Source organism: Kitasatospora sp. McL0602, assembly GCF_052076145.1.
Classification (GTDB): domain Bacteria; phylum Actinomycetota; class Actinomycetes; order Streptomycetales; family Streptomycetaceae; genus Kitasatospora.
In genome coordinates this window covers 1,549,609-1,575,866 of sequence record NZ_CP197246.1, presented here as the reverse complement: position 1 = coordinate 1,575,866, position 26,258 = coordinate 1,549,609, and the positions used below count along the sequence as shown (strand labels likewise).

27 protein-coding genes and 1 tRNA gene are annotated in these 26,258 nt (G+C 71.4%); 15 read left to right on the top strand and 13 right to left on the bottom strand.

Annotated elements, in window-relative coordinates; all coding sequences use genetic code 11:
* Window positions 1-42 precede the first annotated feature (42 nt).
* Together ACR68M_RS07280 and ACR68M_RS07275 are read left to right on the top strand one after the other, a co-directional pair.
* Window positions 43-1,293, top strand: a complete 1,251-nt coding sequence (locus ACR68M_RS07280) for an MFS transporter (protein ID WP_441251529.1) — start codon at window positions 43-45, stop codon at window positions 1,291-1,293.
* Between the two features lie 168 nt (window positions 1,294-1,461).
* Window positions 1,462-1,535: transfer RNA gene (locus tag ACR68M_RS07275), tRNA-Pro, on the top strand.
* Between the two features lie 463 nt (window positions 1,536-1,998).
* On the opposite strand, the gene ACR68M_RS07270 is transcribed toward ACR68M_RS07275, so the two are convergent.
* Together ACR68M_RS07270 and ACR68M_RS07265 are read right to left on the bottom strand one after the other, a co-directional pair.
* The gene (locus tag ACR68M_RS07270; protein ID WP_441249613.1) at window positions 1,999-4,986 is read right to left on the bottom strand and encodes an Ig-like domain repeat protein; all 2,988 of its coding nucleotides are present in this window, start codon (window positions 4,984-4,986) and stop codon (window positions 1,999-2,001) included.
* On the bottom strand, window positions 4,868-5,629 hold the full coding sequence (locus tag ACR68M_RS07265; protein WP_441251528.1) for a hypothetical protein: 762 nt from the start codon (window positions 5,627-5,629) through the stop codon (window positions 4,868-4,870). Before ACR68M_RS07265 ends, ACR68M_RS07270 begins: the two co-directional genes overlap by 119 nt.
* 805 nt (window positions 5,630-6,434) lie before the next feature.
* On the opposite strand from ACR68M_RS07265, the gene ACR68M_RS07260 reads away from it, so the two are divergent.
* Window positions 6,435-7,022, top strand: a complete 588-nt coding sequence (locus tag ACR68M_RS07260; RefSeq protein ID WP_441249612.1) for a hypothetical protein — start codon at window positions 6,435-6,437, stop codon at window positions 7,020-7,022.
* 557 nt (window positions 7,023-7,579) lie between these two features.
* Window positions 7,580-8,791 carry an alpha/beta hydrolase family protein gene (locus ACR68M_RS07255; RefSeq protein WP_441249611.1) on the top strand — a complete coding sequence of 404 codons (1,212 nt, stop codon included), beginning with the start codon at window positions 7,580-7,582 and terminating at the stop codon, window positions 8,789-8,791.
* 325 nt (window positions 8,792-9,116) lie between these two features.
* On the opposite strand, the gene ACR68M_RS07250 is transcribed toward ACR68M_RS07255, so the two are convergent.
* Both ACR68M_RS07250 and ACR68M_RS07245 read right to left on the bottom strand, forming a co-directional pair.
* Window positions 9,117-9,773 (bottom strand): class I SAM-dependent methyltransferase, encoded by a 657-nt coding sequence (locus tag ACR68M_RS07250; RefSeq protein WP_441249610.1) that lies wholly within the window; start codon window positions 9,771-9,773, stop codon window positions 9,117-9,119.
* Window positions 9,770-10,279, bottom strand: a complete 510-nt coding sequence (locus ACR68M_RS07245) for a hypothetical protein (protein WP_441249609.1) — start codon at window positions 10,277-10,279, stop codon at window positions 9,770-9,772. Before ACR68M_RS07245 ends, ACR68M_RS07250 begins: the two co-directional genes overlap by 4 nt.
* Window positions 10,280-10,297: 18 nt before the next feature.
* Here ACR68M_RS07245 and ACR68M_RS07240 point away from each other — a divergent pair, with 18 nt between their 5' ends.
* Together ACR68M_RS07240 and ACR68M_RS07235 are read left to right on the top strand one after the other, a co-directional pair.
* The gene (locus ACR68M_RS07240) at window positions 10,298-11,797 is read left to right on the top strand and encodes a sensor histidine kinase (protein WP_441249608.1); all 1,500 of its coding nucleotides are present in this window, start codon (window positions 10,298-10,300) and stop codon (window positions 11,795-11,797) included.
* On the top strand, window positions 11,794-12,480 hold the full coding sequence (locus tag ACR68M_RS07235; RefSeq protein ID WP_441249607.1) for a response regulator: 687 nt from the start codon (window positions 11,794-11,796) through the stop codon (window positions 12,478-12,480). Before ACR68M_RS07240 ends, ACR68M_RS07235 begins: the two co-directional genes overlap by 4 nt.
* 131 nt (window positions 12,481-12,611) lie before the next feature.
* Here the strand turns inward: ACR68M_RS07235 and ACR68M_RS07230 are convergent, their stop codons facing one another.
* From ACR68M_RS07230 to ACR68M_RS07205, 6 genes are all read right to left on the bottom strand, one after another.
* Entirely contained in the window at window positions 12,612-12,761 is a 150-nt protein-coding gene (locus ACR68M_RS07230; RefSeq protein WP_441249606.1) for a hypothetical protein, read from the bottom strand.
* A gap of 17 nt (window positions 12,762-12,778) precedes the next feature.
* Window positions 12,779-13,102: a plasmid stabilization protein gene (locus ACR68M_RS07225; protein ID WP_441249605.1), complete on the bottom strand. Its 324-nt coding sequence runs from the start codon at window positions 13,100-13,102 to the stop codon at window positions 12,779-12,781.
* A gap of 806 nt (window positions 13,103-13,908) precedes the next feature.
* Window positions 13,909-14,076 carry a hypothetical protein gene (locus ACR68M_RS07220; RefSeq protein ID WP_441249604.1) on the bottom strand — a complete coding sequence of 56 codons (168 nt, stop codon included), beginning with the start codon at window positions 14,074-14,076 and terminating at the stop codon, window positions 13,909-13,911.
* 149 nt (window positions 14,077-14,225) lie between these two features.
* Window positions 14,226-14,399 carry a CsbD family protein gene (locus ACR68M_RS07215; RefSeq protein ID WP_441249603.1) on the bottom strand — a complete coding sequence of 58 codons (174 nt, stop codon included), beginning with the start codon at window positions 14,397-14,399 and terminating at the stop codon, window positions 14,226-14,228.
* Between the two features lie 130 nt (window positions 14,400-14,529).
* A complete protein-coding gene (locus tag ACR68M_RS07210; protein WP_441249602.1) occupies window positions 14,530-14,697 on the bottom strand; it encodes a hypothetical protein in 168 nt (55 codons plus the stop codon).
* Between the two features lie 21 nt (window positions 14,698-14,718).
* Window positions 14,719-15,075 carry a PRC-barrel domain-containing protein gene (locus ACR68M_RS07205; protein WP_441249601.1) on the bottom strand — a complete coding sequence of 119 codons (357 nt, stop codon included), beginning with the start codon at window positions 15,073-15,075 and terminating at the stop codon, window positions 14,719-14,721.
* 227 nt (window positions 15,076-15,302) lie between these two features.
* Between ACR68M_RS07205 and ACR68M_RS07200 the strand changes: the two genes are divergently transcribed.
* The 3 genes from ACR68M_RS07200 (at window position 15,303) to ACR68M_RS07190 (ending at window position 17,151) form a co-directional block, all read left to right on the top strand.
* Window positions 15,303-15,695, top strand: coding sequence for a PRC-barrel domain-containing protein (locus ACR68M_RS07200; RefSeq protein ID WP_441249600.1), 393 nt, complete (start codon window positions 15,303-15,305; stop codon window positions 15,693-15,695).
* A 549-nt stretch (window positions 15,696-16,244) separates the two neighbouring features.
* Complete coding sequence (locus ACR68M_RS07195; protein ID WP_441249599.1) at window positions 16,245-16,415, top strand: hypothetical protein; 171 nt, start codon at window positions 16,245-16,247, stop codon at window positions 16,413-16,415.
* A gap of 10 nt (window positions 16,416-16,425) precedes the next feature.
* Window positions 16,426-17,151, top strand: coding sequence for a hypothetical protein (locus tag ACR68M_RS07190; RefSeq protein WP_441249598.1), 726 nt, complete (start codon window positions 16,426-16,428; stop codon window positions 17,149-17,151).
* Between the two features lie 55 nt (window positions 17,152-17,206).
* Here the strand turns inward: ACR68M_RS07190 and ACR68M_RS07185 are convergent, their stop codons facing one another.
* Window positions 17,207-17,932, bottom strand: a complete 726-nt coding sequence (locus ACR68M_RS07185) for an SDR family NAD(P)-dependent oxidoreductase (protein ID WP_441249597.1) — start codon at window positions 17,930-17,932, stop codon at window positions 17,207-17,209.
* Between the two features lie 104 nt (window positions 17,933-18,036).
* On the opposite strand from ACR68M_RS07185, the gene ACR68M_RS07180 reads away from it, so the two are divergent.
* The 4 genes from ACR68M_RS07180 to ACR68M_RS07165 all read left to right on the top strand — a co-directional run bounded on the left by ACR68M_RS07180 (window position 18,037) and on the right by ACR68M_RS07165 (window position 22,816).
* Window positions 18,037-18,876, top strand: coding sequence for a LysR family transcriptional regulator (locus tag ACR68M_RS07180; protein ID WP_441249596.1), 840 nt, complete (start codon window positions 18,037-18,039; stop codon window positions 18,874-18,876).
* A 261-nt stretch (window positions 18,877-19,137) separates the two neighbouring features.
* Complete coding sequence (locus tag ACR68M_RS07175) at window positions 19,138-20,187, top strand: extracellular solute-binding protein (protein ID WP_441249595.1); 1,050 nt, start codon at window positions 19,138-19,140, stop codon at window positions 20,185-20,187.
* Window positions 20,184-21,758, top strand: coding sequence for an ABC transporter permease (locus ACR68M_RS07170; RefSeq protein ID WP_441249594.1), 1,575 nt, complete (start codon window positions 20,184-20,186; stop codon window positions 21,756-21,758). Before ACR68M_RS07175 ends, ACR68M_RS07170 begins: the two co-directional genes overlap by 4 nt.
* Window positions 21,758-22,816: an ABC transporter ATP-binding protein gene (locus tag ACR68M_RS07165; protein ID WP_441249593.1), complete on the top strand. Its 1,059-nt coding sequence runs from the start codon at window positions 21,758-21,760 to the stop codon at window positions 22,814-22,816. The genes ACR68M_RS07170 and ACR68M_RS07165 overlap by 1 nt, the downstream gene beginning before the upstream one ends.
* Here ACR68M_RS07165 and ACR68M_RS07160 read toward each other — a convergent pair.
* The gene (locus ACR68M_RS07160) at window positions 22,811-23,614 is read right to left on the bottom strand and encodes a hypothetical protein (RefSeq protein ID WP_441249592.1); all 804 of its coding nucleotides are present in this window, start codon (window positions 23,612-23,614) and stop codon (window positions 22,811-22,813) included. The two genes, ACR68M_RS07165 and ACR68M_RS07160, sit on opposite strands and share 6 nt — an antisense overlap.
* A gap of 235 nt (window positions 23,615-23,849) precedes the next feature.
* On the opposite strand from ACR68M_RS07160, the gene ACR68M_RS07155 reads away from it, so the two are divergent.
* Complete coding sequence (locus tag ACR68M_RS07155; protein ID WP_441249591.1) at window positions 23,850-25,172, top strand: MFS transporter; 1,323 nt, start codon at window positions 23,850-23,852, stop codon at window positions 25,170-25,172.
* Between the two features lie 44 nt (window positions 25,173-25,216).
* Window positions 25,217-25,885: an NAD(P)H-binding protein gene (locus tag ACR68M_RS07150; protein ID WP_441249590.1), complete on the top strand. Its 669-nt coding sequence runs from the start codon at window positions 25,217-25,219 to the stop codon at window positions 25,883-25,885.
* 37 nt (window positions 25,886-25,922) lie between these two features.
* Here the strand turns inward: ACR68M_RS07150 and ACR68M_RS07145 are convergent, their stop codons facing one another.
* Window positions 25,923-26,087 (bottom strand): hypothetical protein, encoded by a 165-nt coding sequence (locus tag ACR68M_RS07145; protein WP_441249589.1) that lies wholly within the window; start codon window positions 26,085-26,087, stop codon window positions 25,923-25,925.
* Window positions 26,088-26,258: the final 171 nt, after the last annotated feature.

Below are 26,258 nucleotides of genomic sequence, written 5' to 3'. Positions count from 1 at the left end.
GTTGCTTCTCCCGAGGGGGGTGGAGGCGGGGGCGGCGGACGGCTGCGCCGAGCCGCCAAGGGCGCCTTCGCGGACCTCAGCCCACTGCGCGAGATACCCAGCTACCGGCGGGTCTGGTTCGGCCAGTCCGTCTCCTCCATAGGCCAGCAGATGACGGCGGTCGCCGTCGCGGTCCAGGTCTACGACCTGACCCACTCCAGCTTCGCGACCGGGCTGGTCGGCCTCTTCTCGCTCTTCCCGCTGATCGCCTTCGGCCTGTACGGCGGTGCGGTCGCCGACCGGGTCGACCGGCGGCTGCTCGGCCTGATCGGCTCGGCCGGGCTGGCGCTCGTCTCGGCGGTGCTCGCCGCCCAGGCGCTGCTGGGCCTCGGTTCGGTGGCCGTGCTGTACGCGGCAGTGGCCGTCCAGGCCGCGTTCTTCGCCCTCAGCTCGCCCGCCCGCTCGTCGATGGTGCCCAGGCTGGTGCCGCCCCATCAACTCCCCGCAGCCAACGCCCTCAACACCGTCAGCATGAACCTCGGCATGACCGTCGGGCCGATGCTGGGCGGCGTCCTGATCGGCGCGTTCGGCGTCCAGTCCGCGTACCTGGTCGACACCGTCGCCTTCGCGGCGACGATCTACGCGATGTGGCGGCTGCCCGCGATGCGGCCCGGCGGCCCGGATGCGGCGCCCGGCGCCCCCCGCGCCACCGTGCTGGACGGGCTGCGCTTCCTGCGTGAGCAGCCGAACCTGCGGACCAGCTTCCTGGCCGACCTCGCCGCGATGATCTTCGGCCTCCCCCGCGCCCTCTTCCCCGCCCTCGCCGTCGGCCTCTACGGCGGCGGGCCCGGTACCGTCGGCCTGCTCGCCGCAGCCCCGGCCGTCGGCGCCCTCACCGGCGCCCTGTTCTCCGGCTGGGTCTCGCGAGTCCAGCGGCACGGCCTCGCCATCCTCGGCTCGGTCGCCGCCTGGGGCCTCTCGATCGCCGCCTTCGGGCTCGTCCGCGACCTCTGGCTCGGCCTGCTCCTGCTCGCGGTGGCCGGCTGCGCCGACACCGTCAGCATGATCTTCCGCAACACGATGATGCAGGTCGCCGCCCCCGACGAGATGCGCGGCCGCCTCCAGGGCGTCTTCATCGTCGTCGTCGCCGGCGGCCCCCGCCTCGGCGACTTCGAATCCGGCACCGTCGCCGCCCTCACCAGCCCCGCCGTCTCCGTCGTCACCGGCGGTCTCGCCTGCGTCGCCGCGATCGTCCTCCTCGCCGCCCGCCGCCCGGCCTTCCTCCGCTACGACGCCCGCCACCCCACACCCTGACCTGCGAACCCCCGCCCCCACCCCCATCCCACCCCGCCCCGAAACCTGGCAGCGAGCACCCCGTCCCGTGCTGTATTGTTTTCCACGTCGCCGAGAGATCGGAGACAGGGTCGAGAAGCCGAAGCACCGAAGCCCCCCAAGGCAACGAGGCGGACGCTGACGAGACCACGGGACGTGGCGCAGCTTGGTAGCGCACCTGACTGGGGGTCAGGGGGTCGCAGGTTCAAATCCTGTCGTCCCGACTGTGAAGTCGATTGTGAGAGCCGGTACTTGGGAATCCAGGTACCGGCTCTTTCTGTTGTTGCGTCAGCTGGTGGTCGCATGGTGGTCGCCGGGCCACATCGGCGCCGACAGGGTGGGTGTAGGTGCGCCAGGTGCCCTGCGCCTTCGGGGAGGGCCGCGATCCGGGTTTGGCGAGGTCACCCTCACCGGTGCCCCAGGTGGCGATCAACTCGCGTCGGTGAAGGTTGACGCCCCTCCGGTTGTATTTCCGTGTGCTGTCTGGGCGTTTGCCATTCTGACGCACCAGTAGGCGACCGGGACGTCGCGGCTGCGGGCCCTCTGCGTCCGATTGCCGACCGTCTGGCTTCTCGCCGGCCGGTGGACGGTCCGCCGTCAGGTCGCCGGACCATGTTGGTGGTCAAGGAGTAGCAGAGAAGGGGCCCACCGGAGCGGGCCCCTTCTGGTGTGCTGCTCAGGTTGAGGTCAGAGGGTGGAGCACTGGCCCAGGCGGGGGCCGGTCACGGTGTTGGGGTGGCCGTCGTTGGTGGGGGCCGGGGTGTTGGCGGTGCAGGCGAGGAACGAGCCGATGGTGTTGCCTTCGATCTCGGTGCGGGTGTCCTCGGGGAACGGGCCGGTGCCGGCCGTGCCTTGGACCTGGACGGAGCCGCCCACGTGGTTGGCGATGACTTCCACGCCGCTGTGGTTGTTGCTCAGCAGGACGGAGCCGTTGATCTGGTTGCCGGTGCAGCCGTCGTCACCGGGGTCGCCGATGATCACGTAGCCGCTCGCGCCGTAGACGCTGGTCGAGGCTGTGACGGTGGTGCCGCACATGCCGAACAGGGTTCCGGCGGAGGACAGTACGGAACCGTTGACCGTCGAGTTGCTGATGAACAGGGCGCCGTCGGCCGCGTCGTTGACGTTCCCGTTGACGGTGGCGCCGATGATGCAGGTGCTCTCGCCGCTGGTGTAGACGGCGCTGGTGGTGCCGGTGATCGTCCTGGTGCAGGTCACGGTCTGGGTGATCGACTCCAGGCCGCCGGCCAGGTAGTTGCCGTCACCGCTGTACTGGGCGGTGATGGTGTGGGTGCCCGGCAGCAGGTGGGCGAAACTGACCTGTGTCTGGGCGCAGTTGGTGCCGCCGCCCGGGGCGAGTGTGCCGGTGCCGAGCAGGGTGCTGCCGTCCCGTACGGTGACCGTCCCGGTGGGTGGGGCGGTCGGGTTGGTGCTGGGCGGGGCCGGGCAGACCGTGTCGGTGAAGGTCACGGCGTGGCCGAAGGCGGACGGGTTGGCGGAGGAGGCGAGGGTCGTGGTGACCGGGGCCTTGTTCACCTGCTGGGCGGGAGACAGGGTTTCGGTGGTCGCGGCGGTGTAGTCGGTGTCACCGGGGTAGTCGGCGGTGACGGTGTGCATGCCCACCGCCAGTGCCGCCGTGGTCACCTGGGCCTGGCCGCAGTTGGGCCCACCGCCGGGGCTCAGCGTCGGGGTGCCCAGGACGGTGGTGCCGTCCTTGATGGTGACCGTCCCGGTCGGGGCCGTGGTCGGGTTGGTGCTGGCGCCTGCGGCGCAGACGGTGTCGGTGATGGTCACCGACTGGCCGAACACCGAGGGGTTGGGTACGGAAGTGAGGGTGGTGGTGACCGGTGCCTTGTCGACCTGCTGGACGAGGGTCATCGCCGTGTCGCCGACGAAGTTCGGATCGCCGCTGTAGGTGGCGTCCACGTTGTGGGCGCCGGGGCTGAGGGTGGCGATGCTGTCGGAGGTGGCCGTCCCGGTCGTGGTGTTGACGGGAACGGGGCTGCCGAGCTGGGTGCCGTCCACCTTGAAGGTGACCGTGCCGCCGTCCGGTGCGGGGACGACGGTCGCGGTGAAGTTCACCGGCTGGCCGAACACCGAGGGGTTGGCGGAGGAGGCCAGCGTCGACTTGGTGGTCTGCGGGACGGCGAAGAAGATCGTGTCCGTCGGCTGGGCCGTGGTCTTGTCCAGGCCGCTGAGGTTGCCGACGAAGGCGCCGTAGAAGGTGTTGCCGACGGCCTTGAGCTGCTCGTAGTCGCCGAAGAGGCGCTCGTTGGGGTTACCGGCGGTGCCGACCTTCGTGGTGTACGACTGCAGCACGGTGTCGGTGAAGGTGGCGCCGTGGTCGCTGCTGCGGGCCAGGTGGGCCGAGAACTCCGGGAAGCCACTGGCGTTGGTGCCGTCGTTGGTGAGGTAGAGGACACCGACTGTCCCGTCGCCGAGCACCGCCACCGACGGCAGGGCCGCGTTGGTGGAGGCGGAGACGTTCACGGCGGCGCCGACGTTCATGCTGCCCAGGCCGTTGTCGGTGAGGCGGCGGATGCGGATCTGGTTGTTGCCGGAGACGTCGGCGCCGTAGGCCACGTACACGTCGCCGTTGGTCGGGTCGACGGCGGCGTGGTCGATGCCGCCCTGGAGGGAGTTGACGCCGCCGAACTTGTAGCCGGAGTTGCCCTGGCGGGTGTTGTCCGTGGTGACGGCGATGCCGTTGCTGCTGCCGCCCAGGGTCCAGTTCTGCCCGGCGTCGGTGGAGCGGTTGAGCATGAGGGTGACGTTCTCCGGCTGGGTGCCGCCGCCGCCCTGCTGGAAGAGCGCGTACATGGTGCCGTTGCGCGGGTCGGCGGCCAGGCGCAGGCCGCCGTTGATGACGCCGCCGCTGAGGGTGCCGGTGCCGGCCGCGTTGTCCCGAGCCATGTTGACCGGGCTGGCGTTGTTGAGCGAGACGTTCACCCGGTCGTGCGGGACGCTGTTGCGGAAGTCCTGGTAGCCGACGTAGACGTTGTCCTGGCTCGCCGTGGTCGTGTCACGGTTGACGATCAGCCAGGGCTGGTCGGCGTTGGTGCCGGTGGCGCTGGTGATCTGCGTGGTGGTGGGTGTCGGGTTGTTCCAGCTCCACGAGGCCGTCTTGGTCGGGTCGGTGGTCGAGCCGGTGACGATCTGGTTGCCGCCCGTCAGGAAGGTGGCGTAGAGGGTGCCGTTGCGGCCGAAGTCGATCGTCTGGTCGTTGGGGCCGCCCGCGGTGCTCGCCACGCCCGGAGGCGCGGGGATCGTGGAACGGTCCGTCCAGGTGACCCCGCCGTCGGTGGAGTAGAGCAGGTCGGCGTTGCTGTTCCAGGGGAAGGTGAAGCGGGTGATCGCGATCTGCTGGGGGTTGGCCGGGTTGACGGCGATGGAGGCCTCGCCGAAGGTGGTGGCGCCGACGGCGGCGTCCGTGTCGATGACATACACCCCCTGGGCGCGCACCGAGGGCCGCACCACCCTGGGCGTGGTCGGGGTGGTGCGTGGTGAGCGGTCGGGGGGCTGGTCGCTGCCGCCTTGGGCCGACGGCGCCGACGGGCTTTCAGCTGCCCACGCGTGTGCGGAGAGCAGCGTCGGGCCGGTGGCCAGAGCGAGCGCGAGGACGGCGCCGAGCGGCCGTCCGAGCGGGTTCGACCGTGGCCGAGGTCTTACGGGTGCCACCGTGACTCCTCTTGTTCGAATGCAGATTGATCACAGTGTGTGACTGGCCTGGGAGGGGAGGCCACAGGGCGGAGGAGTCGCCCGTCCGTTCGGGCGCGGAATCACTCCGTTCGGTCGAGCTGAGCGGGGGAGGGGGACGGAAGTGACGGTCGGCCTGACGCCGCCCGCCTGCCCGGCCACCGGAACGTCGCCCTGGGGCTCGGCGGCGAAGTGCTGGGCTGGACCGCGGTGAGCGCGGTCTCGGCCCGGCCTGCGTACGCCGGGGTGGTCGAGCGCCGCAGCCCAGCGGTGGACTGGCCGGGGGGCAGCGGCGGGCGGTGGCCGGCAAGCCGACAAGGGCCAGCAGCATCCAGGCCGTGAGACAGCCGAACGCGATGTTCGGAGAGGCGGCGCTCCACAGCGGGCCGGCGACGGCCGAGGCGGCGAGGTTGCCGAGCGACTGGAGTGCGAGCAGGCCGAAGGCCGAGCCGCGCAGGTTCTTCGGTGCGAGGACGGCGACCGCCGGGTGCTGCGCGGTCTCGACGGCGCCGATGCCCGCGCCGGCGAGTACGAACGGCACGACGAGGACGGCGACCGCCGGAGTGTCGATGGTGAACAGGCCGTAGGCGGCGGCGAACGCTGCGACCCCGGCCGTGAGGACCAGAGCCGGGCCGCGCCGCCCGAGGCGGTCGGCGAGGCGGTCGGCCGGGAGTCGGGGATCTGCGCGACGGCCTGGTCGAGGACGGTGATGTGGTCGGCCGCGGTGTTCGCTCCTGCGTTGCCCGGCCGCAGGAGACCTGCCAGGCAAGCCGGGAACGACACGCGCAGGACGACACGCCGACCCGAAGATCATGTTCCGTGGTCCTTGGGTGGTCGCCTCTGTTGGCCCTCGCGACCAGTGCGGTCGGCGGTCCCATCTCGCGTGCCGCGGGCTGCTGCCAGTGGCCCGCTGGCTGAAGCTTCCTCAGGTAGCTGCTACTCGCAGTGACTGGAGTGGGTTTCGAGTCCTGGGGACCATTTGGGGATCTGAGGCCCCTACTGCACTAATGTGCGGGCAGTTCCGGGCGCTGATGCTGGTGCCAGGGGCGATGGTCCAGGAGGCGGCGTCGACGGCCATCGGCATCGCGTACACCATGCCAACGACGGCCGTCACCTTTCGGCACCACCGATTGCGGGACAGATCCACCCGCCCGCGACGCCTCCCGATTACGCCGAGCATCCTCCTCTCCGCCGGGCCCGAACCGGCCAGGGAGCCGCGCGCCTTCGGCTGCACTGCCTCGGGCAGATCCACGTGTACGCCGACGATTCCTGCCACTGGCGGCGGGTGGGTCCGTTCCATCCGGCTCTCCGCCCCGAGGCGGACGGCAACTCACTCGGACGGGTGACCGCGATGGTTCGGCAGGCCGATGTGGGCCGCAGGGCTTCCTGCAAGCCTTGCGACAACACCCGCGCCAGCCCCGGAGATGACCATGCGCCCTGCACAGACGCCGACCGCCGACGCACACATGAACGCCGGCACCGACAGTCGTCCGGGCACCGTTGCCGATGCCGTGTCCCCTTCCGTGCCACGCTGGTTGAACCGGGCAGCGCATGCCGTGCCGCTGGTCGCCCTCCCGTCAGGACTGTGGCGGATGGCCATGGCCGTGGGGATACCTGTCGGCTTCAGCGGGCAGCTGGCGCAGGACTGGCGGCCCGGCCTCGAAACCTCCTCCTACATCACGCTGCTGACCCTCGTCACCGAGGCGCTCGCATTCCTGACGATCGGTCTGGTCCGACCGTGGGGCGAGAGGACACCGCGCTGGATCCCGGGTCTGGGCGGCAGGCGCATCCCGGTGTGGGCGGCGGCCGGCCCCGCAGCCTTGGGGGCACTCGCGGTGACGACGGTGATGCTGCTGATGTTCTGGAACGGCCTGCCCGCCTCCGAAGGCGGGTCCGAGGCCCCTCAAGGTGCCGCTGCCTGGATCATGAACGCCTGCTACCTGCCGCTCCTGTCGTGGGGGCCGCTGCTCACCATCGTCACGGTCGCATACGTCCGGCGACGCCGGCACACATCCTGACCGCTGCCAGTCCCCACGCCTGAACCAGTCCTGGTCCTGGCCGAAGAACTCGTGCTCCGTGACGACCGACGGCTCCAACTGGGTCGGCACGGTGACGGCCAGGTAGGCCGTCACTCCGAGTGGGACCAGCCGTCATGCGGCGGTGCGAGGCCAAACCGGTCGGGGCGGCTTCGACTGTCGCGCGGTCAATGGTGGGGCGCCGGGGGCGGCGCGCGCCAGCAGGCGGTCGGCCGGCGCCGCCGTCACGGTCGGGCGACCGGTCACCGGGCCGAGGCCGGTACCGGGCAGGCCACGGCGGCCGGCCGCCAGCAGCGTGGCGGGGACGTGCGGAGGTGGCAGCAGGCCGTGGTCGTAGGTCCGGCGGTGGGGCTTGGCGTCGTGTTCGTCGTAGGCCAGGACGAAGGTGGCGCTCGACGATGCCGGCGAAGGGAACCCCGCGCCGCACGACATAATCCCGGCGGATGACTCCGGTACCTCGCGGGGGTTACGAACGACACCGGAATGCTTACATCCGTGGGCTGATTCGACACGGAGCTGCGGAACCTAGCGTCGATCCCATGAAACGCAATCGCCGTATCAGCGCTGTCGCGGTGCTGACGCTCGCCGCCCTCACCACCGGAACCGGCGCCGGGTTCGCCGCCACGACCACACCGTCGGCCACACCGGCGGCCACGCACGCGTTCGACACCGCACCGGCGATGGCCACGGCCACCGCGCCCACGCGGTCCTTCCAAGGCACACTCCCCGCGCCGACCGGCCCCTATGCCGCCGGCGAGGACGTCATCCACCTCACCGACGCGAGCCGTCCCGACCCGTGGGTGCCGTCATCCGGCCCCCGCCAACTGACCGTCACGATGGTCTACCCGGCCGTCCCCGGGACCGGGACTCCGGCCCCTTACATGACCCTCGCCGAGGCAGCCGGAGTCATCCAGCGCCGGAAGACACCGGCGGGCTCCGGCGTCACCCCACAGAGCCTTTCCAGCGTCACCACGCACGCCTTCGACGGCGCGTGGCCGCAGCGCGGCAAGCATCCGCTGGTGGTCCTCTCACCCGCGTACGAGGACCCGCGCATGGTGCTCACCTCGCTCGCGACCGACCTGGCCAGTCACGGCTACGTCGTCGCGCTCGTCGGCCACACCTACGAGGACAGTGGCGAGACGCTGGCGAACGGCCAGACGCCGCCGTGCGCGATCTGCGATGACCCGGCGCTCGACTTCGACTCCGTCGCCGCCAGCCGTGCGCTGGACGTGTCCTTCGTGATCGACCAGTTGACGCGTGGCAATACCGCGTGGCCCCTGGCACACCTCATCGACAAGCACGAGATCGGCATGGCCGGACACTCCATCGGCGGAGCGGCGGCCGCCGCCACGATGATCGCCGACCCGCGAGTACGGGCCGGAGTGAACATGGACGGCAGCTTCCACCCGGCCCCGATGCCCGGCCAGATCAACCGGCCGCTCCTCATGCTGGGTGCGGCCGACAACCACCCGGTCGGCGGCCACGACACCTCGTGGGAGCAGACCTGGGCCGCCCTCGGCGGCTACAAGAAGTGGCTGACGGTCGCCGGCGCCGACCACTTCAGCTTCGCCGACCTGGACCTGCTTCTGGAGGAGGCCGGGCTTCCGACGCCGCCCCTCTCCCCGGAACGCGGGGTGGTGATCACCCGCGAGTACGTGACAGCGTTCTTCGACCAGACGCTGAAGGGGATCCACAGTCCGCTGCTGGACGGCCCCTCGCCGAACAATCCGGAAGTACTCTTCCAGCACTAGTGCCAACGCCGTTCAGTTGGGCGTTGGGGTTGTGTGTAAAGGCCGGTAGGCAAAGCAGTGGAGCTCCCGTAGAAGAGGTCTGTCCTCCAGGACATCCTCACCACGGGAGCTCCGCTGTTGGAACAGGCTGCAACCGGCGCGCACCTGTTGGTGCGGTGCAAGTCCGGGTACCGACCCTGACCGGGCCGGCTTCACCGTCGCCCTGTCGCCCCCGCCCGCCAACGGGTGACCCCTGCGCGCGTAGAGGCAACGCTGCGGGCAGTCAGCCCTCGTGAAGGGCTCCACCACGGCCGTCGCCGTCGTCGGTGGTGGGCGCCGGCCGCTGTCAGCGGCCTCCTGCCCCGCCCGGTCGGCATGGCGCCAGCTGGGCGTAGTAGGAGAACGGCGGGCCGATCAGCCGGGTCACGTGGAGCCCCACGGCATTGGCATGGCGAGCCAGGGTGGCGCGCCGCACCTGGTGCCGGTCGAAGAACTCGCCCACCACGATCCTCCCGGTCGGCTTGACCACCCGCTTCAGCTCCGTCAGCGTCACCTCCGGCTGCGGGATCTCGCCCAGGGCCGTCACCAGGTAGGCGGCGTCGAACACGGAGTCCTCGAAAGGCAGGTGGTGGGCGTCCGCCTGGGTCGGCGCGATGTTGGTGAGGCCGCGCTGTGCGGCCCGGCTCATCACGTGGTCGAGCATCTCCTGCTGGATGTCGACGACATCCAGTCGACCGTCAGGGCCCAGTTGCGGGGCGGTCTGCAGAGCCTGCAGGCCCGTACCCGGTCCGACCTCCAGGACCCGCTCGCCACGGCGCAACTCCAGCATCGAATCGAGCCGCCCCTGGCTGAGCAGCGGCAAGGGCAGATCGAGCAGCCGGCGCTGCGCGTACGGATAGGGGGCGGAGTCCAACATCCACCAGGACAGAGCCGCGGTGCCGGCCGCCGCCGCGGTCAACCCCCATCGCGCTCCGGGCCGACCGAGCGCAGTACGAAGATTCATGATCGAGGATCCTCTGTTTTCCAGTGATTGACGGTTGGTGTCGGAACTCGGAGCGGTCGCCAGGCGACGACCGCACAGACCACCGCAAGCGGCAGTTCGCCGAAGCACGCCATGGCCAGCGCCCCGGCGAAATCGCGGCCAGGCCCCGCTGTCATCAGGTCGAACCAGGAGTCGACCAGCAACAGCATCGACGTGGCCGCGGCAGACAGGACCCGTCGGAGATCGCCACGAGCTGCCAGGACCCCAGTGGCGATGAAGCCGAGCGCCTCCATGACGTCCAACCCGGCCCAGGCGGCCGACCAGTGCGCAGCAGTCGCCGTGGACGGTAGGGCGATGCAGAGCACGAACGCCCAGGCGAGTACTGCGACTCCGCAGCCGATGAGCGCCAACTCAGGCCACCGGCAAGGAGAACGGCGCCGATGCTGCGCGGGCTGCCTGCCCGTAGCGGCGCTGTCGTGGCTCGAATCGGACTGCGTCTTCGCCGCTGACCGGTCGATGACGCTCATGGCTTTTCCTCGCCCAGGGTGGACTTCCCACTGCCGGCACGGCCGAGGATCGCCGCACAATCACCGGACGCCACGGACAAGGTCACACCGGCCGGCGCGGGCGGGCCGTCGTCGTATTTCTTCGTCGCCTCGCGGACGTCGATCATCGGCGCGTTCGTCATGTTCACGAACCTACGAACAGAGCGTGATCCGTCGCGTCGGCCGGCGGATGTCACAACTCCCCAGGCCCTCGGCCCGGGGGTGTACCCCGCGTACATCCCCGGGGCGACGCGCGGAGCCGACGCGGCCGAATACGATCTCCGCATGGAAGAGCTTCTCCAGCGTCTCTCGACATCGGAGCGTATGACCTGGCTGACGGACCAGGCCGTGGTGCTGGCCATCGCCTGCTTCTACGCGGTGATGCTCTGCTGGTCGATCGCTCAGGTCCCGCACCACGACGGCCTGTTCCGGTTTCCCGGCCTCGGGCCCTTCCCGATCCAGATGATGGGTCTGTGCGTCGTGCTCGCCCTTCCGGTTCTGCTGATGCGCCGTCTGCCGGGGGCGGTCTTCGCGGCGATCCTGGGCGAATCGGTCCTCGGCGACTTCTTCGGCGTGCGGCCCTGGATCGTGTTCGTCCTGCTCGTCGTCCTGGGTGGGTACCTCGCCGTCCGGCGGCCGAAGGCTGCCGCCGTCGGCTCCGTCGCGGCCGTCGCGGCCGCGTTCGTCGAGAACATCGACGTCTACCCCGGGGAGAACGTCGGCGACGCGGCCCAGTGGGCCGGGCAGTTCGCGTTGTGGTTCGCGGTCGCGTGGGTCTTCGGGGGGGTGCATCGCAAACGCCGTGAATACCTCGGAGCCTTGCATGAGCAGACCGAGGCCCGCGTCGTCATGGCTGAGCGGCTGCGGATCGCCCGCGAACTGCACGACAGCGTCGCGCACAGCATCGGGATCATCACGGTGCTGTCGGGAGCGGCGGCGCGGGTGGTGGAGACCAAGCCCGAGCAGACGCGGCAGGCGCTGACCGGCATCGAGACCACCAGCCGGGAGACGCTGCTGGAGCTGCAGCGCATGCTCGGGGCGCTCCGCCGCGCCGAGCCGGACGACGCCATGCCGCAGGCCGCTCCGCTGGCGCCGGCCGGCAGCCTGGCCGACGTCCCGCAGCTCGCCGAACGCGCGGCCGGCGCCGGGGTGCGGGTCCAGGTGACCTGGCAGGGCGAGCGGCGTCCGCTGCCGCCGGAGATCGAACTGTCGGCGTTCCGGATCATCCAGGAGTCGGTGACGAACGTGGTGCGGCATTCCGGTGCGCGGACGTGCCGGGTCGCGGTGGGTTACGAGCCGGAAAGGGTGACGATCGAGGTGGTGGACGACGGGGACGACGGCCTTGGTGGGCCCGGCCGTCCGAGGCCCTCGGCGGCGGCCGGCGGGAGCGGCTTCGGCCTGCTCGGCATGCGCGAGCGGGTGACGTTGCTGTCCGGCCAGTTCAGCGCGGGCCGGCGTCCGGGTGGCGGGTTCCGGGTGGCGGCGAGGCTCCCGATATGAGTGTGCGGGTGCTTCTGGTCGATGACCAGCCACTGATGCTGGTCGGGCTCGGGATCCTGATCGGCGGCACCGACGACCTGGAGGTGGTCGGCGAGGCCGGTGACGGCCGCGAGGCGGTGCGCCTGGTGCGTGAGCTGCGGCCGGACGTCGTGGTGATGGACATCCGGATGCCGGGCATGGACGGGATCGAGGCGACCCGGCAGGCGACCGCCGAGCCGGACCCGCCCAAGGTGCTGGTGCTGACGACCTTCGACGACGACGAGTACGTCTACGGCGCTCTGCGCGCCGGGGCCAGCGGATTCCTGCTCAAGAGCATGGCCCTGGACGCGATCCTGGACGCGATCCGCGTGGTGGCGGCCGGCGACGCGTTGATCGCGCCGAGCGTCACCCGACGGCTGATCGCCGACTTCGCCGGAACCTCCGCCACCCCTGCGGCCCCCGCACCGGACACCGAGGCCGCCGCGGACTCACGTCTCATCGCGGGGATCACCGACCGGGAGCGCGAGGTGCTGGCATTGGTCGGACAGGGACTGTCGAACGGTGAGATAGCCGAGCGGTTGGTGATCAGCGTGGCGACGGCGAAGACCCATGTCGCGCGTCTGTTCGCCAAGCTCGAGGCTCGGGACCGCGTCCACCTGGCGATCATCGCCTACGAGAACGGACTCACGCCGGGTAGACGGTAGGGCAGGGTGAGAAGAAGGATCGCCGCGCGCGGTTCGTGAAGATCCACGCGCTCCGGCCCGTCCAGCGCTACTCCACTGACCTGGCCTTTCAAGGAACTCCGGGCAGAGCCCTGAAATTTCAGGGAGCGTCATCAACGTGGTTCGGGCGCCGGAGCCGGGTCCGGCTCGGGGATGGGCGGGGCCGGTGGCGGGATCGGATCGGGCTCCTCACCCGGGCGCGGGCCGGGGTAGGGGTGGGGGAACGGCTCGGTGTCCGGGTCGGGGGGTGTGGGGATGCTCATCGTGCTCACCTGCCGGGTCAGTGGCCCAGTGCGCGGGCCAGCTCACGCTTGTTCATCTTGGAGCGGCCGTGGATGTTGCGCTGCTTGGCCTCGTTGTAGAGCTGGTCGTAGGTCGGGCCCTTGGAGCCGCCGTGCGAGTGCAGCCCGCCCCGTCGGCCGGAGGAGATGTCGTGGGTGGAACTGCGGCTGGCCGTCTTCGACTCCCCGTGCCGGGCACGTTCCTTGTTGACGGTTCGCGCGGCGATCTCCTCGGCTCGCTTCTCGCTCTCGCCCCGCTCCAGCGCGCTCTCCCTGATGTGCTCGTACTGGCGCTCCCGCTTCGGGCTCGATCCGCGTGGCATGGGTCCTCCTCCGGGTGGGCGCTTCTGCTGGTCGCGTCTACCCGGGCAGAAGGTGACAAACCACGATATTCATGACTCAACAGAGTGCTGGGGGCAGGAAGAGAGACGCAGCGGCGGACCCGAAGCCCAGGAGATTCGGTCGTGTCCACCACACTTGACCGGCGCCATGCCGTCCAGGCCGGCTCGCCGCCCGCCGACCTGCCGCCCCGTCCCGCCAGGGACGAGCTGCGGGCGAGGTGGGCGCACCGGGCCTCCGGTCGTGGGTGCGATCCGCTTTGGCGCCTTACGGGCGCAGCTGCCGGGACCCGTGCACGTTTCCGTCGGCCGGGGTGGGGTATCCGGGAGGGTCACCGGGGCCGTGATCGCCCCGATGGTCCGGGTGGGCAAGCCCGTGGCCGAGCAGCAGGCGGAGGAGCCGGAGTCACCCGAACAGGACGAGGATTGACGGGCTGGACATGTGGTGGCGGGAAGCAGTGACGGACAGTCGGAAGACCTTGATGGCGAGGCTTCGCCAGATCGAGTGGGGGCTGCGGAGCCGCGTCTGGAGACTGATGGGAGGGGGTCGACCGTCGGCCGGCAGGTTCGAGCAGGCGGTGGAGGGCAGGCGCCGGTCATGACGCACAACGGTGGAGCTTCGGACGGCGGTGCCGGGAACTCGTTGTTCGATTCCGGGGGTGCCGCGACCGAGGATCTCCCACAGCCGGGAGGTTCCGGCGCCTGCCTGAAAGCAGGCGGATTCGCCTATCCATCGTCAACGGCCGGGGCCCGCGCGATGGTGTCGCGCGGGCCCCGGGGCGGTTGCGCGGTCAATCGGGCAGGCGGTCGATCAGCCAGCTGGCCAGTTCCTCGGTCACCTGGCTGTGCGTGGTGTTGGCGGAGGAGAGCAGGTAGTCGTCGAGGTCGCTCTGGTCGGGGGCGAGGAATCCGATCTGGCCACTGGGGCGCGGGGCCCCACGCGGCTCAGCTGTGCTCACTGCTCACGAGCCAGACGGTGAGTTCCGGGCGGGAGGGTCACCCGGTCAGGGCGCCGTCGACGGCCGGCGGCTCGGGCGGGGCGTCGCTCTCTTGGCGCGGTGTCCCTTCACCCCGGCGGCCGCACAGGAGCGGCCGCCGGGGTCGCGGCTCAGTCCTTCCCCGCGTCCTTGATCTTCTCGGCAGCCTGTTTCAGGTCGCTCTTCAGCTGTTGGCCCCGCCCTTCGGCCTCGGTCACGCGGTCGCCGGTAGCCTTCCCCGCAGCCTCCTTGACCTTGCCGCGCGCCTTCTCGGCCACGTTGCGGACCTTGTCGTCGGTGCCCATGTGCCTGCGCTCCTCTCGTCCAGGGGCGGTATCTGCCCTGGACCGCGCCTGCCCCGAATCCAAGGGTCCAATCCACGTCCCGGAGTGCCGGTCGGCGGGACGCCGGACGGGGTGTTCACCGCCGCCGGTGTCACCGCACCGGGCGCCGCCCGCCCCGCCGGAAACGGGCGACTCCGAGCAGCAGGGCCGCCAGGAACACGACGACGCCGATGACCAGCAGGTAGAGCAGGCCCTTGACCACGGCACCGACCAGGCCGAGCGCTATGGCGATCAGGACGAGGAGCAGGATCCAGGCCATGACGTGCGCCTCCAGGTTTGCTCAGCGGCGGGCGAGGCGGCGCTCGCCGCCGGCCCCGGGGGTGTGGGCGAGCTCGTAGTGCGCGAACACCGCGGGTTCGTCCTCGGCCGCCAGGACGCCGTCGGTGCCGATCGACGGCGCGGCCTTCACCAGGGACTTGGCGAAGGCCACCCGCAGGTAGGCAGGGCCGACGGTGGCGTCGTCGAGCGGCACGAAGACCAGGCGGCGCCTGGTGGGCAGGCCGACGGTGACGGTGGCGAAGGCCGGTTGGTCGGTGGCGGTGTCCACGTACACGGACTCCAGCGTCCCGATCCGCTTGCCGGTCGGGTCCACCACCTCCCGCTCGCGCCACTCCCGGATGTCGGCGATCTGGATCATCCTCGGCCTCCGATCAGCAGCGGTTCCCCCACGTCCTCTACATCCTGGCCGAACGGCGCCGCTCGTGCCCGATCGGCACCGCCGCCCCGGCAGTCCGGGGCGGCGGTGCCGACCCGGCAGTCCGGGGCGCCGGCCCGTCCCAGGACGCATGCAATCCGGGAAACGGGGGAGCCGACAGTCCGAGAGCGCGCCGCCAGGAAGGCGGCGCCGCTGGCTGAGGAGGCACCATGAGCAGCAGTGAGACCGGGGACTTCCGGATCTGGGACTTCCGTGAGACCGCCGGCCACGTCACGGGCACCGACCTGGTCGGCTTCCACGTCGAGGCCGTCGACGGCTCGATCGGCAAGATCGACAGGCTCTCCGACGACGTCGACGACTCCTACCTCGTGGTCGACACCGGGCCGTGGATCTTCGGCCGGCTCGTCCTGCTCCCCGCCGGCACCGTCCTGCGGGTCGACGAGGCCGACCGGAAGGTGTACGTCGACCGGACGAAGTCCGAGATCAAGCACGGCCCGGCGCTCGTCCCCGACTTCCGCGAGAACGAGAACGAGAACGAGACCGGCACCCGTGACCGCTACAGCTCTTACTACGGTCCGTTCTACGGCAACCCCGCCCGCTGACCGGACCCCGGCACCGTGCTCGGGTCCGGAGCTGTGCACGGCGGTCGAGGAGTTGGCCGAGTCCGGTTTCGTCGCGGTCCTGCTCCGGGTGGACGACGGGCAGCGGCGAGCGGGAGCACGGGGTGCGGCAGGTCGACCAACCCGGTAACCGGCCCCACGAGCGAGGGGATCAGTCTTTGGCATGAATCGGCCTGGTCGGGGCACACGCTGTGCCTGAAGGTCTCTCTCCTGCGTGGAGGTGGAACGAGATGTTGTTCCTCGTGGTGGTTCTGTTGTTGGTGCTTGTGCTCGGGGGTGCTGGGTTCGCCCTGCACATGCTGTGGTGGGTGGCGCTCGTCGTTCTCGCCCTCTGGGTGCTGGGCTTCCTGCTCCCGTCCGGTGGGCGCGGAGGCGGTCGTCGGTGGTACCGGTGGTGATGCGGCGCCGCTAGGCCGGTGCGCTCCGGCCTCCTCGCGATCGAGGCGGCGGGCTCCTGGTGTTGCGCTGTCTGCGGGGCCGGCTGGACGTTGGCCGGCCTTGTCGAACTGCCGTAGCCGGTAGGTCGCGGTCATGTGCGTCACGGGGCTTCAGGCCGTGCTGCTGACCGTCGTCTACGGTGTGGTCGGGCCCGGACATCTCGGCTACGCCGGCCAGGTGGTGGTCTCGCTGCCCGAACTGTTCCTCGGCTGCTACGCGAGGGTTGCCCTGGGCGGCGTGTCCGCAGCGGTCAGGCGGGTCTGAGGTGTTCGAAGTGGTCCCGGTCGTGGGCAGCCTCGACATCGCGCCGGCGGAGATCCGTGGCTCGCTGGCGGCCGAACTCCGGCGGCTCCCGGCCTCGGTGGATCGGAGAACGCCCGCAGAGCAAGTCGTCGCCGTCGAAGCGGCACTGTCCTTGGGCATGGTCGAGTGCCGAGCCCGCTGGAACCACGGAGGATGGCGGGACGTGCCGTTCACACTCGGGCGGCTCCCGTCCCTGTCGGGCCGCGCGCGCCGCGCCGCCCCGGGCTTCGCCGTTCCGCTCGCCGAACTGTGCGGCATGGCGGTGCGGTCGTGGTGGCCTGGGCTGACCCTGACCCTGCTCGGCGCCGCCCTCCAGCTCCAGCCCGAGCTCGCGGTCCTCATCGCGGTCTGCGTCCTGACCCTGGCCGGTTCGGTCATCCTGCACGAATGGGGCCACTTGGCCGCCTACCGTCTCGCCGCCGCCCGGGACGCTCCGGTGGTGGTCTCCGTACGGCCGGGCCGCTGCGCCGTCGTCCACGAAGCGACCGGTGACCGATGGAAGGAGGTCGCTGTCACGGTCGCGGGGCCGGCTTTCCCGGCCACCTGCGGCGTACTGTTCGCCGCGACATCCCTCCTCCCAGGGCTGGCCCGGGTAGTCGTCGCCGGCGTGGGCCTCGCTCATCTCCTGGGCCTGCTGGCCCCCGTGGGCGACGGGGCGAGCCTCCGCGCCGCGCTACGCGAGGGGCACGCGTCGTGATGTGCGGGAGGCGGGCCGCGTCACCGCCGTATTCCTGAAGGCGGGGTGGGGGCTCTCACCAGGGCACTGTGCCACCGTCGTTGAAGAATCCGCCGGTCGGTCCGTCGTCGGGCAGGGTCGCGAGGTGGATCGCGATCGCCGCGCCCTGGTGGGGAGTGCGGGTGCCCTGGAAGCCGTTGAGGTCGGTGGCGGTGAAGCCGGGACAGCCGGAGTTGATCAGGATTTCGGTGTCGCTCAGTTCCTTGGCGTATTGGACGGTGACGGCGTTGAGGAAGGTCTTGGACGCCAAGTACGCAGCGGGGATCGGGCCCATGTCGATGCCGGGCGTGGTCTGCAGGACGAGCGAGCCGACGCTGCTGGACATGTTCACGATCCGCGGCGATGCCGAGCCACGCAGCATGGGCAGCATCGCGTTGGTGACGCGGATGACCCCGATCACGTTGGTTTCCACGACGGCTCGTACGGTCGCGGGGTCGACCGTGGTGGGCGTCTGCGGCATGCCGCCGGTGATCGCGGCGTTGTTGACCAGGACGTCGAGCCCTCCGGCGCGGTCGGCGATCAGCTCGGCCGCGGCGGCCACGCTTGCGTCGTCCGCCACGTCGAGCGGGACGCCGAACGCGTCGATCCCGGCTGCGCGCAGCTTCTCCACGGCGGTGTCGCGGCGCTGTCGGTCCCGCGCGCCGACGCCGATTCGCCAGCCGAGGGCGCCCAGGCCCGCCGCGATCTCGTATCCGATTCCCTTGTTCGCGCCGGTCACCAGCGCGATGGTCTGTTCACTCATGTCGCCAAGCGTGGGGCGGACTCGGGTGGGACGTCCAAGACCGACTGGGTGGGCGGCGATACCGCACGGATATCGGTCGAGGTGAGGCCGGATACGATGACGCGGTGGAGACGCGGGAGCTGCGGTATTTCGTCGCCGTGGCGGAGGAGTTGCACTTCGGGCGGGCGGCGCAGCGGCTCGCCATGGCGCAACCACCGCTGTCGCGGGCGATCCAGCAGCTCGAGCGGCGGCTCGGAGTGGTTCTGCTGCACCGCACTGCTCGTGCGGTCGCCTTGACCGAGGCCGGGTCGGTGCTTCTGCGGGAGGGCCGGGCCGCACTCGAGGCGGTCGAGGCCGCCGAGCGCCGCACCCGCCGGGCAGCTGCCGGACCGGCCGGTGTGGTGCTGGCCACGAAGGCCGGAGCGGCCGGCGAACTGTTGTCGAAGCTGCTGGACGCCTACGCCGCCGAGCCCGGCGCGGTCGCCGTCGAGGTGATGCTGTGCGGGCCCGGCGAGCAGGAGGGGCTGCTGCGCGACGGGCGTGCCGACGTTGCTCTGCTCCAGCGGCCCTTCGACACGACGGCCGGACTCGACACCGAGGACCTGCACACCGAACAGCAGGTCGTGGTCCTGCCCGCAGGGCACCCCTTGGCCGACCGACCCCAGATGTCGATGGCCGAGGTCACCACCCTGACGGACCTGCCCCTGCCACGCTGGCCTCGACGGGGCGGGGGCTATCAGGACGGGCCTGGCCCGCAGGTGCGCGACCACACCCAGCTGTTCCAGCTGATCGCGCTCGGACGGGCCTGCGCGGTCGTGCCCGAGTCCCTCCGGGCCCACCTGCGCGACGGTCATGCGACGGTGCCGGTGCCGGACGCACCGGCTGTCACGACGGTCATCGCCTGGCCACCGCACAGCAGATCCCAAGCCGTCGCCGACCTCGTCCGCACCGCGACACGCCTCTAGCCAACGGCAGGGTGCCGCATGAACGCCTGCTCGGCCCGCCGGCCCCTGGTTTACCCGGTCTTGGTAGTTCTTTGGGCTGCGCTCGACCGAGTGGCCGCCCACTCGTGACTGCTCCGGGACCGGGGTGAGACCTGACGCCGCGAAGGTTGTTAGGTAAGCCTTCCCTGCTCTAGGTTGCATGACGGTCAGCCACCCCGCGTACCGAGCACCACGGTTGCGGGCGCCGACCGGATCCAGCCCAATCGAACCGGAGTACTCCTCGTGCGTAGACCTGCACAGACTGTTGTTGCGCTTGCCGCCCTGGTGGCCTCTTCGCTCGCGCTCGCCGGCTGCGGCAGCTCTGCGGAGAGCGCCGCCGCCGACCCGTCGGCGGCAGGCGGCCAGTCGATCACCGTCTACAGCGGACAGCACGAGCAGACCGTCAAGGCCCTGACCGCGGACTTCGAGAAGCGCACCGGCGTCAAGGTCGAGCTCCGCTCCGGCGACGAGGCCGAGCTCGCCAACCAGCTCCTCCAGGAGGGCAAGGCCTCCCCGGCCGACGTCTTCTACGCCGAGAACCCGCCGGCCCTGACCGTGCTGGAGAACCAGAGCCTGCTCGCGCCCGTCCAGCCGGACACCCTCAAGGCCGTCCCGGCCGCCGACAGCTCCCCGAAGGGCGACTGGGTCGGCGTCTCGGCACGCAGCGCCGCCTTCGTCGCCGCCACCGGGAAGGGCGCCGACACGGCTCCGCCCACCTCGGTGCTCGACCTGGCGAAGCCCGAGTGGAAGGGCCGACTCGGCGTCGCACCGGGCGAGACCGACTTCGCGCCCGTCGTCACGCAGGTGATCAAGTCCGCCGGCGTCGAGGGCGCGAAGAAGTGGTTGGCGGGTCTGAAGGCCAACGCCAAGATCTACGAGAACAACGAGGATCTCTCGGTCGCGGTGAACGCGGGCGAGGTCGAGGCCGGGGTCATCGACCACTACTACTTCTACCGCCTGCGCGACGAGAAGACCGCCGCCGGGACGCACGCCAAGCTGCACTACTTCGCCAAGGGCGACCCGGGCGCACTGGTCGACGTCTCCGGCGCGGCCGTCCTGAACGGCAGCAAGCACCAGCAGGCCGCCCAGGCCTTCCTCGCCTACCTGGCGAGCGCCCCCGCCCAGCAGCTGATCGCCGACTCGGCGAGCTACGAGTACCCGCTGGTGGCCGGGGTGAAGGGCAAGGCCGGGCTGGCCCCGCTGGACTCGGTCGGCACCCTCGCCTCCGTCGCCGACCTCGGCGACGGCAAGCAGGCCCTCCAGCTGCTCCAGGACACCGGTCTGCTGGCGTGACCACCCCTCCCCGCACCCTCCCCGACGGCCCGTCACCGCTGCTGCGGTGGTGGGCCACCGGCCTGCTCCCGGTCCTCGCCTTCGCCGTGGTCGCCGTCGTCGCGTCGCCGCTGGTGTTCGTCGGCATCCAGGCGGCACAGTCCGGCTGGGCCCAGGTGCAGCGCCTGCTCGGCCGCCCGCTGATCGCGACCCTGCTGTGGCACACCGCCACCCTCACGGCCGCCGTCACCCTCGCCACCGCCGTGCTCGGCTTCGGCGCCGCCTACCTGGTCGAACGCACCGACCTACCCGGGCGCCGCTGGTGGACGGTCGCACTCGCCCTGCCGCTCGCCGTGCCGGAGTTCGTCCGCGGGTACTCCTGGGTCTCGCTCTCCCGCTCCGTGCACGGCTACTGGGGCGCGGTGCTGGTGATGACCTGCTCGCTGTACCCGCTGGTCCTCCTCCCGGTCGCGGCCACCCTGCGCCGCAGCGACGCCGCGGCCGAGGAGGTCTCCCGCAGCCTCGGCCGGGGCCCCCTCGCCACCCTGTGGAAGGTCACCCTGCCGCTCACCCGGCCCGCGCTGGCCGGTGGCGCACTGCTCGTCTCGCTCTACCTGCTGGGCGAGTACGGCGCGTTCGCGATGCTGCGCTTCACCACGTTCTCCACCGCGATCTTCACCCAGTACCGCCTGGGCTTCGACGCCGCATCGGCCTCCCTGCTCACCCTGGTCCTGGTGCTGCTGGCGCTGCTGCTGGTGGGGTTGGAGGCCGGCACCGGCCGCCGCAGGCGGGTCACCCGCCGCGGCGCCACCGGCCGCCGGGCCGCACCGACCCGCCTGGGCCGCTGGACGCTGCCCGCGCTCGCCGCGCTGACGGCCCTCGTCGGCACCGCCCTCGGCGTGCCGGTGTACGCCCTCGGCTACTGGCTCGTCCGCGGCAGTTCCACCACCCTGCCCCAGGCCTCCGTGCTCTCCGCAGCCCTCACCACCCTCGGGTACGCGTTCGCCGCCGCCCTGGTCGCCACCGCCGCCGCCGTCCCGGTCGCGCTCTACGCCTGGCGGCGCGACACCCGGCTCGCCCGCACCGCCGAACGCGCGGCCTACCTCACCCGGGCGCTGCCAGGCATCGCGGTCGCACTCTCGGTCGTCTACTTCGCCATCCGGTACGCGACGCCGCTGTACCAGCAGCCGCCCATGCTCGTGGCCGGGTACGTGATCCTGTACTTCCCGCTCGCCCTGACAGCGGTACGGGCCGCCCTCGCCCAGGTGCCGCCGGGCGTCGAGGAGGTCGCCCGCTCGCTCGGCACCCGTCCGGCCGCCGTCCTCGGCCGGGTCACCCTGCCGCTCATCCTGCCGGGGCTCGGCGCCGCCGCCGCGATGGTGGCGCTCACCGCCAGCACCGAGCTGACCGCCACGCTGCTGCTCCGTCCGACCGGCACCCAGACGCTGGCCACCCAGTTCTGGATCTACACCAGCGGCCTCGCCTACGGCGCGGCGGCACCGTACGCGGCGCTCATGGTCGCCATGTCCGTCCCGCCCGTCCTCCTGCTCACCCGCCGCACCCTCGGCCCCAACACCCGCCCGGAGAACTGATGAGCGGCCTGTCGATCACCGCACTGCACGCCGAGCACGGCCGCAGCGAGGTCCTGGCCGGCATCGAACTCTCCGTCGAGGACGGGGCGCTCGCGTGTGTGCTCGGCCCCTCCGGCTGCGGGAAGAGCACCTTGCTGCGGGTCATCGCCGGCTTCCACTCCGCCACCCGAGGGCGGGTCGCCCTGGGCGAGCGGGTGCTGGACGACGGGCGCCGACGACTGCCCGCCGAACGCCGCCGGATCGGCTACGTCCCGCAGGACGGCGCGCTCTTCCCGCACCTGACCGTCGCCGGCAACATCGGCTTCGGGCTGCCGCGCGGCGAACGGCGCGAACGCGTCGCCGAACTCCTCGACCTGATCGGCCTCACCGGGCTCGGCGACCGCCACCCGCACCAGCTCTCCGGCGGCCAGCAGCAGCGCGTCGCGCTCGCCCGCGCACTCGCCCCCGCCCCCGAACTCCTGCTCCTGGACGAGCCGTTCGCCGCCCTCGACGCAGCCCTGCGGACCGAGCTCCGCACCGAGGTCGCCGCCACGCTGCGGCGGGCCGGTGCCACTGCGATCCTGGTCACCCACGACCAGGAGGAGGCGTTCTCCTTCGCCGACACGATCGCCGTGATGCGCGCGGGCCGGATCGTCCAGCAGGCGCCGCCGCAGGAGCTCTACCGGGAACCGGCCGACGCCGGGGTGGCCCGCTTCCTGGGCGAGGCCAACCTGCTCCCCGCCCGCCTCGACGGCGTCAAGGCCGACACCGCATTCGGTACCCTGCCGCTCACCGCTGCCACGAGCTCCGACCGGGACCTCGTCATGCTCAGGCCTCGGCAGCTCCGGCTGAGCACCGCGCCCGCGACCGGGATCGGGACGGTGCGCGCCCGCGTCGTTCGCCGCCTCTTCCGTGGCCACGACTGGCGGATCGAACTGGCCACCGAGGGGCACCACGACCTGCCCGAGCGCCTCATCGCCTACACGGACGGTGCCTCGTTCGAGACCGGCGCCCACGTCTATGTGGAGATCCACGGCCCCGCGCACCCGCTCGGTGACGCGGACCGGGGCTTCTCATGAGCGGGCTGCGGTGCGGAGCTGCCTGAGGGTCCAGCCGCGGCCCTCGGGGTCGAGGGGGCGGGTCGCGGTGGTGAACAGCTCGGCGGCCCGCCGGTAGGACAGACGGCCACGGCCGCTGTAAGGGCACAGGTCGGCGGCGGGGGTGCCTGCCGTGGCGCGGCGGTCGGTGAGGAACAGCGGCCCGTCGGTGCGGCCGACGACGAGGAGCGGTAGGAGGCGGGCTGTTCTGGCCTGCCAGGCCAGCGGCTGCCTGTCCGGCCGGGGGCGTCCGCATCGGCGGGGCAGGTCGAGGTCGTCGACATCGAGAGCAAGGACGTTCTCGATGGTCGCGCCGGTCTCGAACAGCAGGCGCCAGGTCACCTGTTCGCGCAGTGGCGCGCGCAGTGCGAACAGGGTGCGGAGATCGGCGGGGCCCAGCACCGCAGGCCCGCTCCCGGGCAGATCCCGTGGGCGGAGGTCTGCCGTCGGGTCGGTCCGGATCCAGCCCTGGGTACGCCACCAGGAGACGGCACTGCGCAGGATCGACAGCTCCCGGTTGACGGTCCTCGGATCGGCACCGGAGGCTCGCTGCGCGAGTGCGCCTTGCAGCCGGACAGCGGAGTGCGGGCTGTCGAGCAGGGCGAGCGGGAGCACCGGCGGCTGCGCACGGCGCCGGTCGCGCCCGGTGGGCACCGGGCGATCCACCAGGGGCCACGCCCAGGTGGCCAGGGCGATGCGGTAGATCCGGCGGGAGTTCGTACCGAGGGCCGTGGCGGAGAGGTAGCGCTCGACGGCGACCGCGTACTCCACCGGTTGCACTGCCGTGGGCTCTCTGGCCGCCATGGTGTCCCCGCCTTATTTCTACCGCAGTAAATACCCGTCTGAAGTACATCAGAGCCTTGACGGAAAGGAAAGGAGATCGCGCTTCAATGGCGGTTATCAGAGCCATTTACTGCGGCAGAGCCCAGCCTCTGAGAAATTGCTTCCACAAGACTCAGGTTTTTCGCCGAAGAACCTTGTGAACCGCTCACCGCCGACGGCAGACTTGCCACCCATGGCGATGGATTCGCAGGAGACCGACAGCTCCGCACGTGGCCTGACGGGTCGTCTGGCCGTGCTGGGAGAGCGCGACTTCCGCTGGTTCTTCATCGGGTACGCGACGTCGTTGTTCGGGTCGTCGATGGCGCCGGTGGCGGTGGCCTTCGCGGTGCTCGACAGTGGCGGCAGCGGTACCGAGCTGGGCTGGGTGATGGCGGGCAGAATTCTGCCGATCGTGCTCGTGCTCCTCGCGGGCGGAGTCGTCGCGGACCGACTGGGCAGCAGGCGCGTGATGCTGACGGCGGATCTGCTCCGCTGCGCCGTGCAGGCGGTGTTCGCCGCCGTGCTCATGGCGGGCCACCCGTCGGTATGGGCCATGGCCGTGCTGGTCACCGTCTGGGGTGTCGGAGAAGGGTTCTTCCTGCCGGCGCTGAGCGGGCTCGTCCCGGATCTCGTACGGCGGCAGAGCGGGCTGTCGGACGCCAACACACTGCTGGGCCTGGCCAGATCGGTGACCACGGTCGCCGGGCCGGCGGCCGCCGGGATCATCACGGCCACCCAGGGGCCAGGCACGGTACTGGTCGTGGACGCCGCCAGCTACGCGGTCTGCGCCGTGGCCCTCGCCCGGCTGTCCGCACCGGCCCGTACGGCCGTCGAGGAGCCGGAGTCCCCCCTCGCCGACCTGCGGCGGGGCTGGTCGGAGTTCCGTTCACGGACCTGGCTGTGGACCACGACGGTCCAGATGGGGCTGTTCAACCTCCTCGTCTGGGCGCCCTTCCTCGTCCTCGGCCCGCTCATCGCCCACCAGCAGCTCGGCGGAGCGCGCGTCTGGGGCCTCGTCATGGCCGCCTACGGAGCCGGAGCCGTCCTCGGCGGTCTGGCCATGCTCGGCCGTCGGCCACGCCGCCCGCTCGCGGTGGCCACCGTCGCCACCCTCGGCTGGGCGCTGCCCTCCGCCGCGCTCGCCGCCCACGCACCCGTCGCCGGGACGGCTCTCGCCGCGCTGCTCGCCGGGGTCGGCGCCGCCGTCTGCGAGACCCTCTACGCCACCACGACCCAACACCACGTGCCGCCCGACGTCCGGGCCCGCGTCAGCTCCTTCGGCGCCCTGGGTGCGTTCGTGCTCGGCCCGGTCGGTCTGGCCGCGGCGGGCCCGATCGCAGCCCGCACCGGCACCTCCTCGGTGCTGGCCTTCGGCGCCCTGTGGCAGCTCGCCGCAGGAGCTGTCGTCCTCGCGGTCCCCGCCGTACGGACTGTGGGACTCCGGCGCCGGCCTGATCCGCCGGCCCGCACAGCCGAGTGTCGTGCGCCGAACCCGACCGGACCCGGGGCAGAGTGATACCCGTTCCGGTACCACTCCGCCCACCCGGGAGAAGATCCTCTGTGAACGTGCTCCTCTTCGGCGCGACCGGCATGGTGGGCCAGGGGGTGCTGCGCGAATGCCTGCTCGACGACCGGGTCACCAGCGTCCGCGCCGTCGTCCGGTCGCCGCTCGACCGCTCGCACCCCAAGCTCACGGCCGTCGTGCACACGGACTTCACCGACTTCACCGCGCTGGCCGCGGAGTTCGAGGACGTCGACGCGTGCTTCTTCTGCCTGGGCGTCACCTCCACGGGCAAGCGCGAGGACGAGTACCGCCGCATCACCCACGACTACACCCTGGCCGCCGCCCGCGCCCTGCCCGCGAACCCGTCGCTCACCTTCGTCTACGTCTCCGGCGAGGGCACGGACAGCACCGAGCACGGCCGCCTGATGTGGGCCCGGGTGAAGGGCCGCACCGAGAACGAACTGCTCGCGATGCCCTTCCGCGCCTACATGTTCCGCCCCGGCTACATCCACGCCATGAACGGCGAACGCTCCAGGACCCCGGCGTACCGCTGGATCTATCCGGTGGCTTCCCGGCTGTACCCGCTGCTGCGCCGCGTGATGCCCGACAAGGTCACCACCACGGAGAACATCGGCCGCGCCATGATCGCCGTCGTCGGCCGGCACGGTGCGGGCGAGCACATCCTGCGCAGCCCGGACATCAACCGGGCCGCCGGCGAGGGCTGAGCCGGGTGGTCAGGGGAGGGTCGTCAGGGGAAACCGGTCAGGGGAGGGCGACGAAGGGGGCGAGGAAGGTGCGGGCCGCCGGGGTGTCGAGGCGGTAGGTGACGTTGGTGGCGACCAGGGTGAACCTGCCGTCGACGGTGGCGAAGTCGGGGCCGCCGGAGTCTCCGTAGCAGGCGCCGCCGTTGCCCTGCGGGGCGGGCATGGCGAGGCGGACCCAGGCGGGGTTGACGCGGGTGGCTCTCTTCGCTGTGGCGCTCGTCGAGGTTGACCGGGCCCGTGGCGTCCTCACAGGCGCGGCGGCGGGCGGTGCGCGCGCCGTAACGGCTCCGACGCGATCATCTCGGCTCGCCGCAACACGTGCTGCCTACGTTTG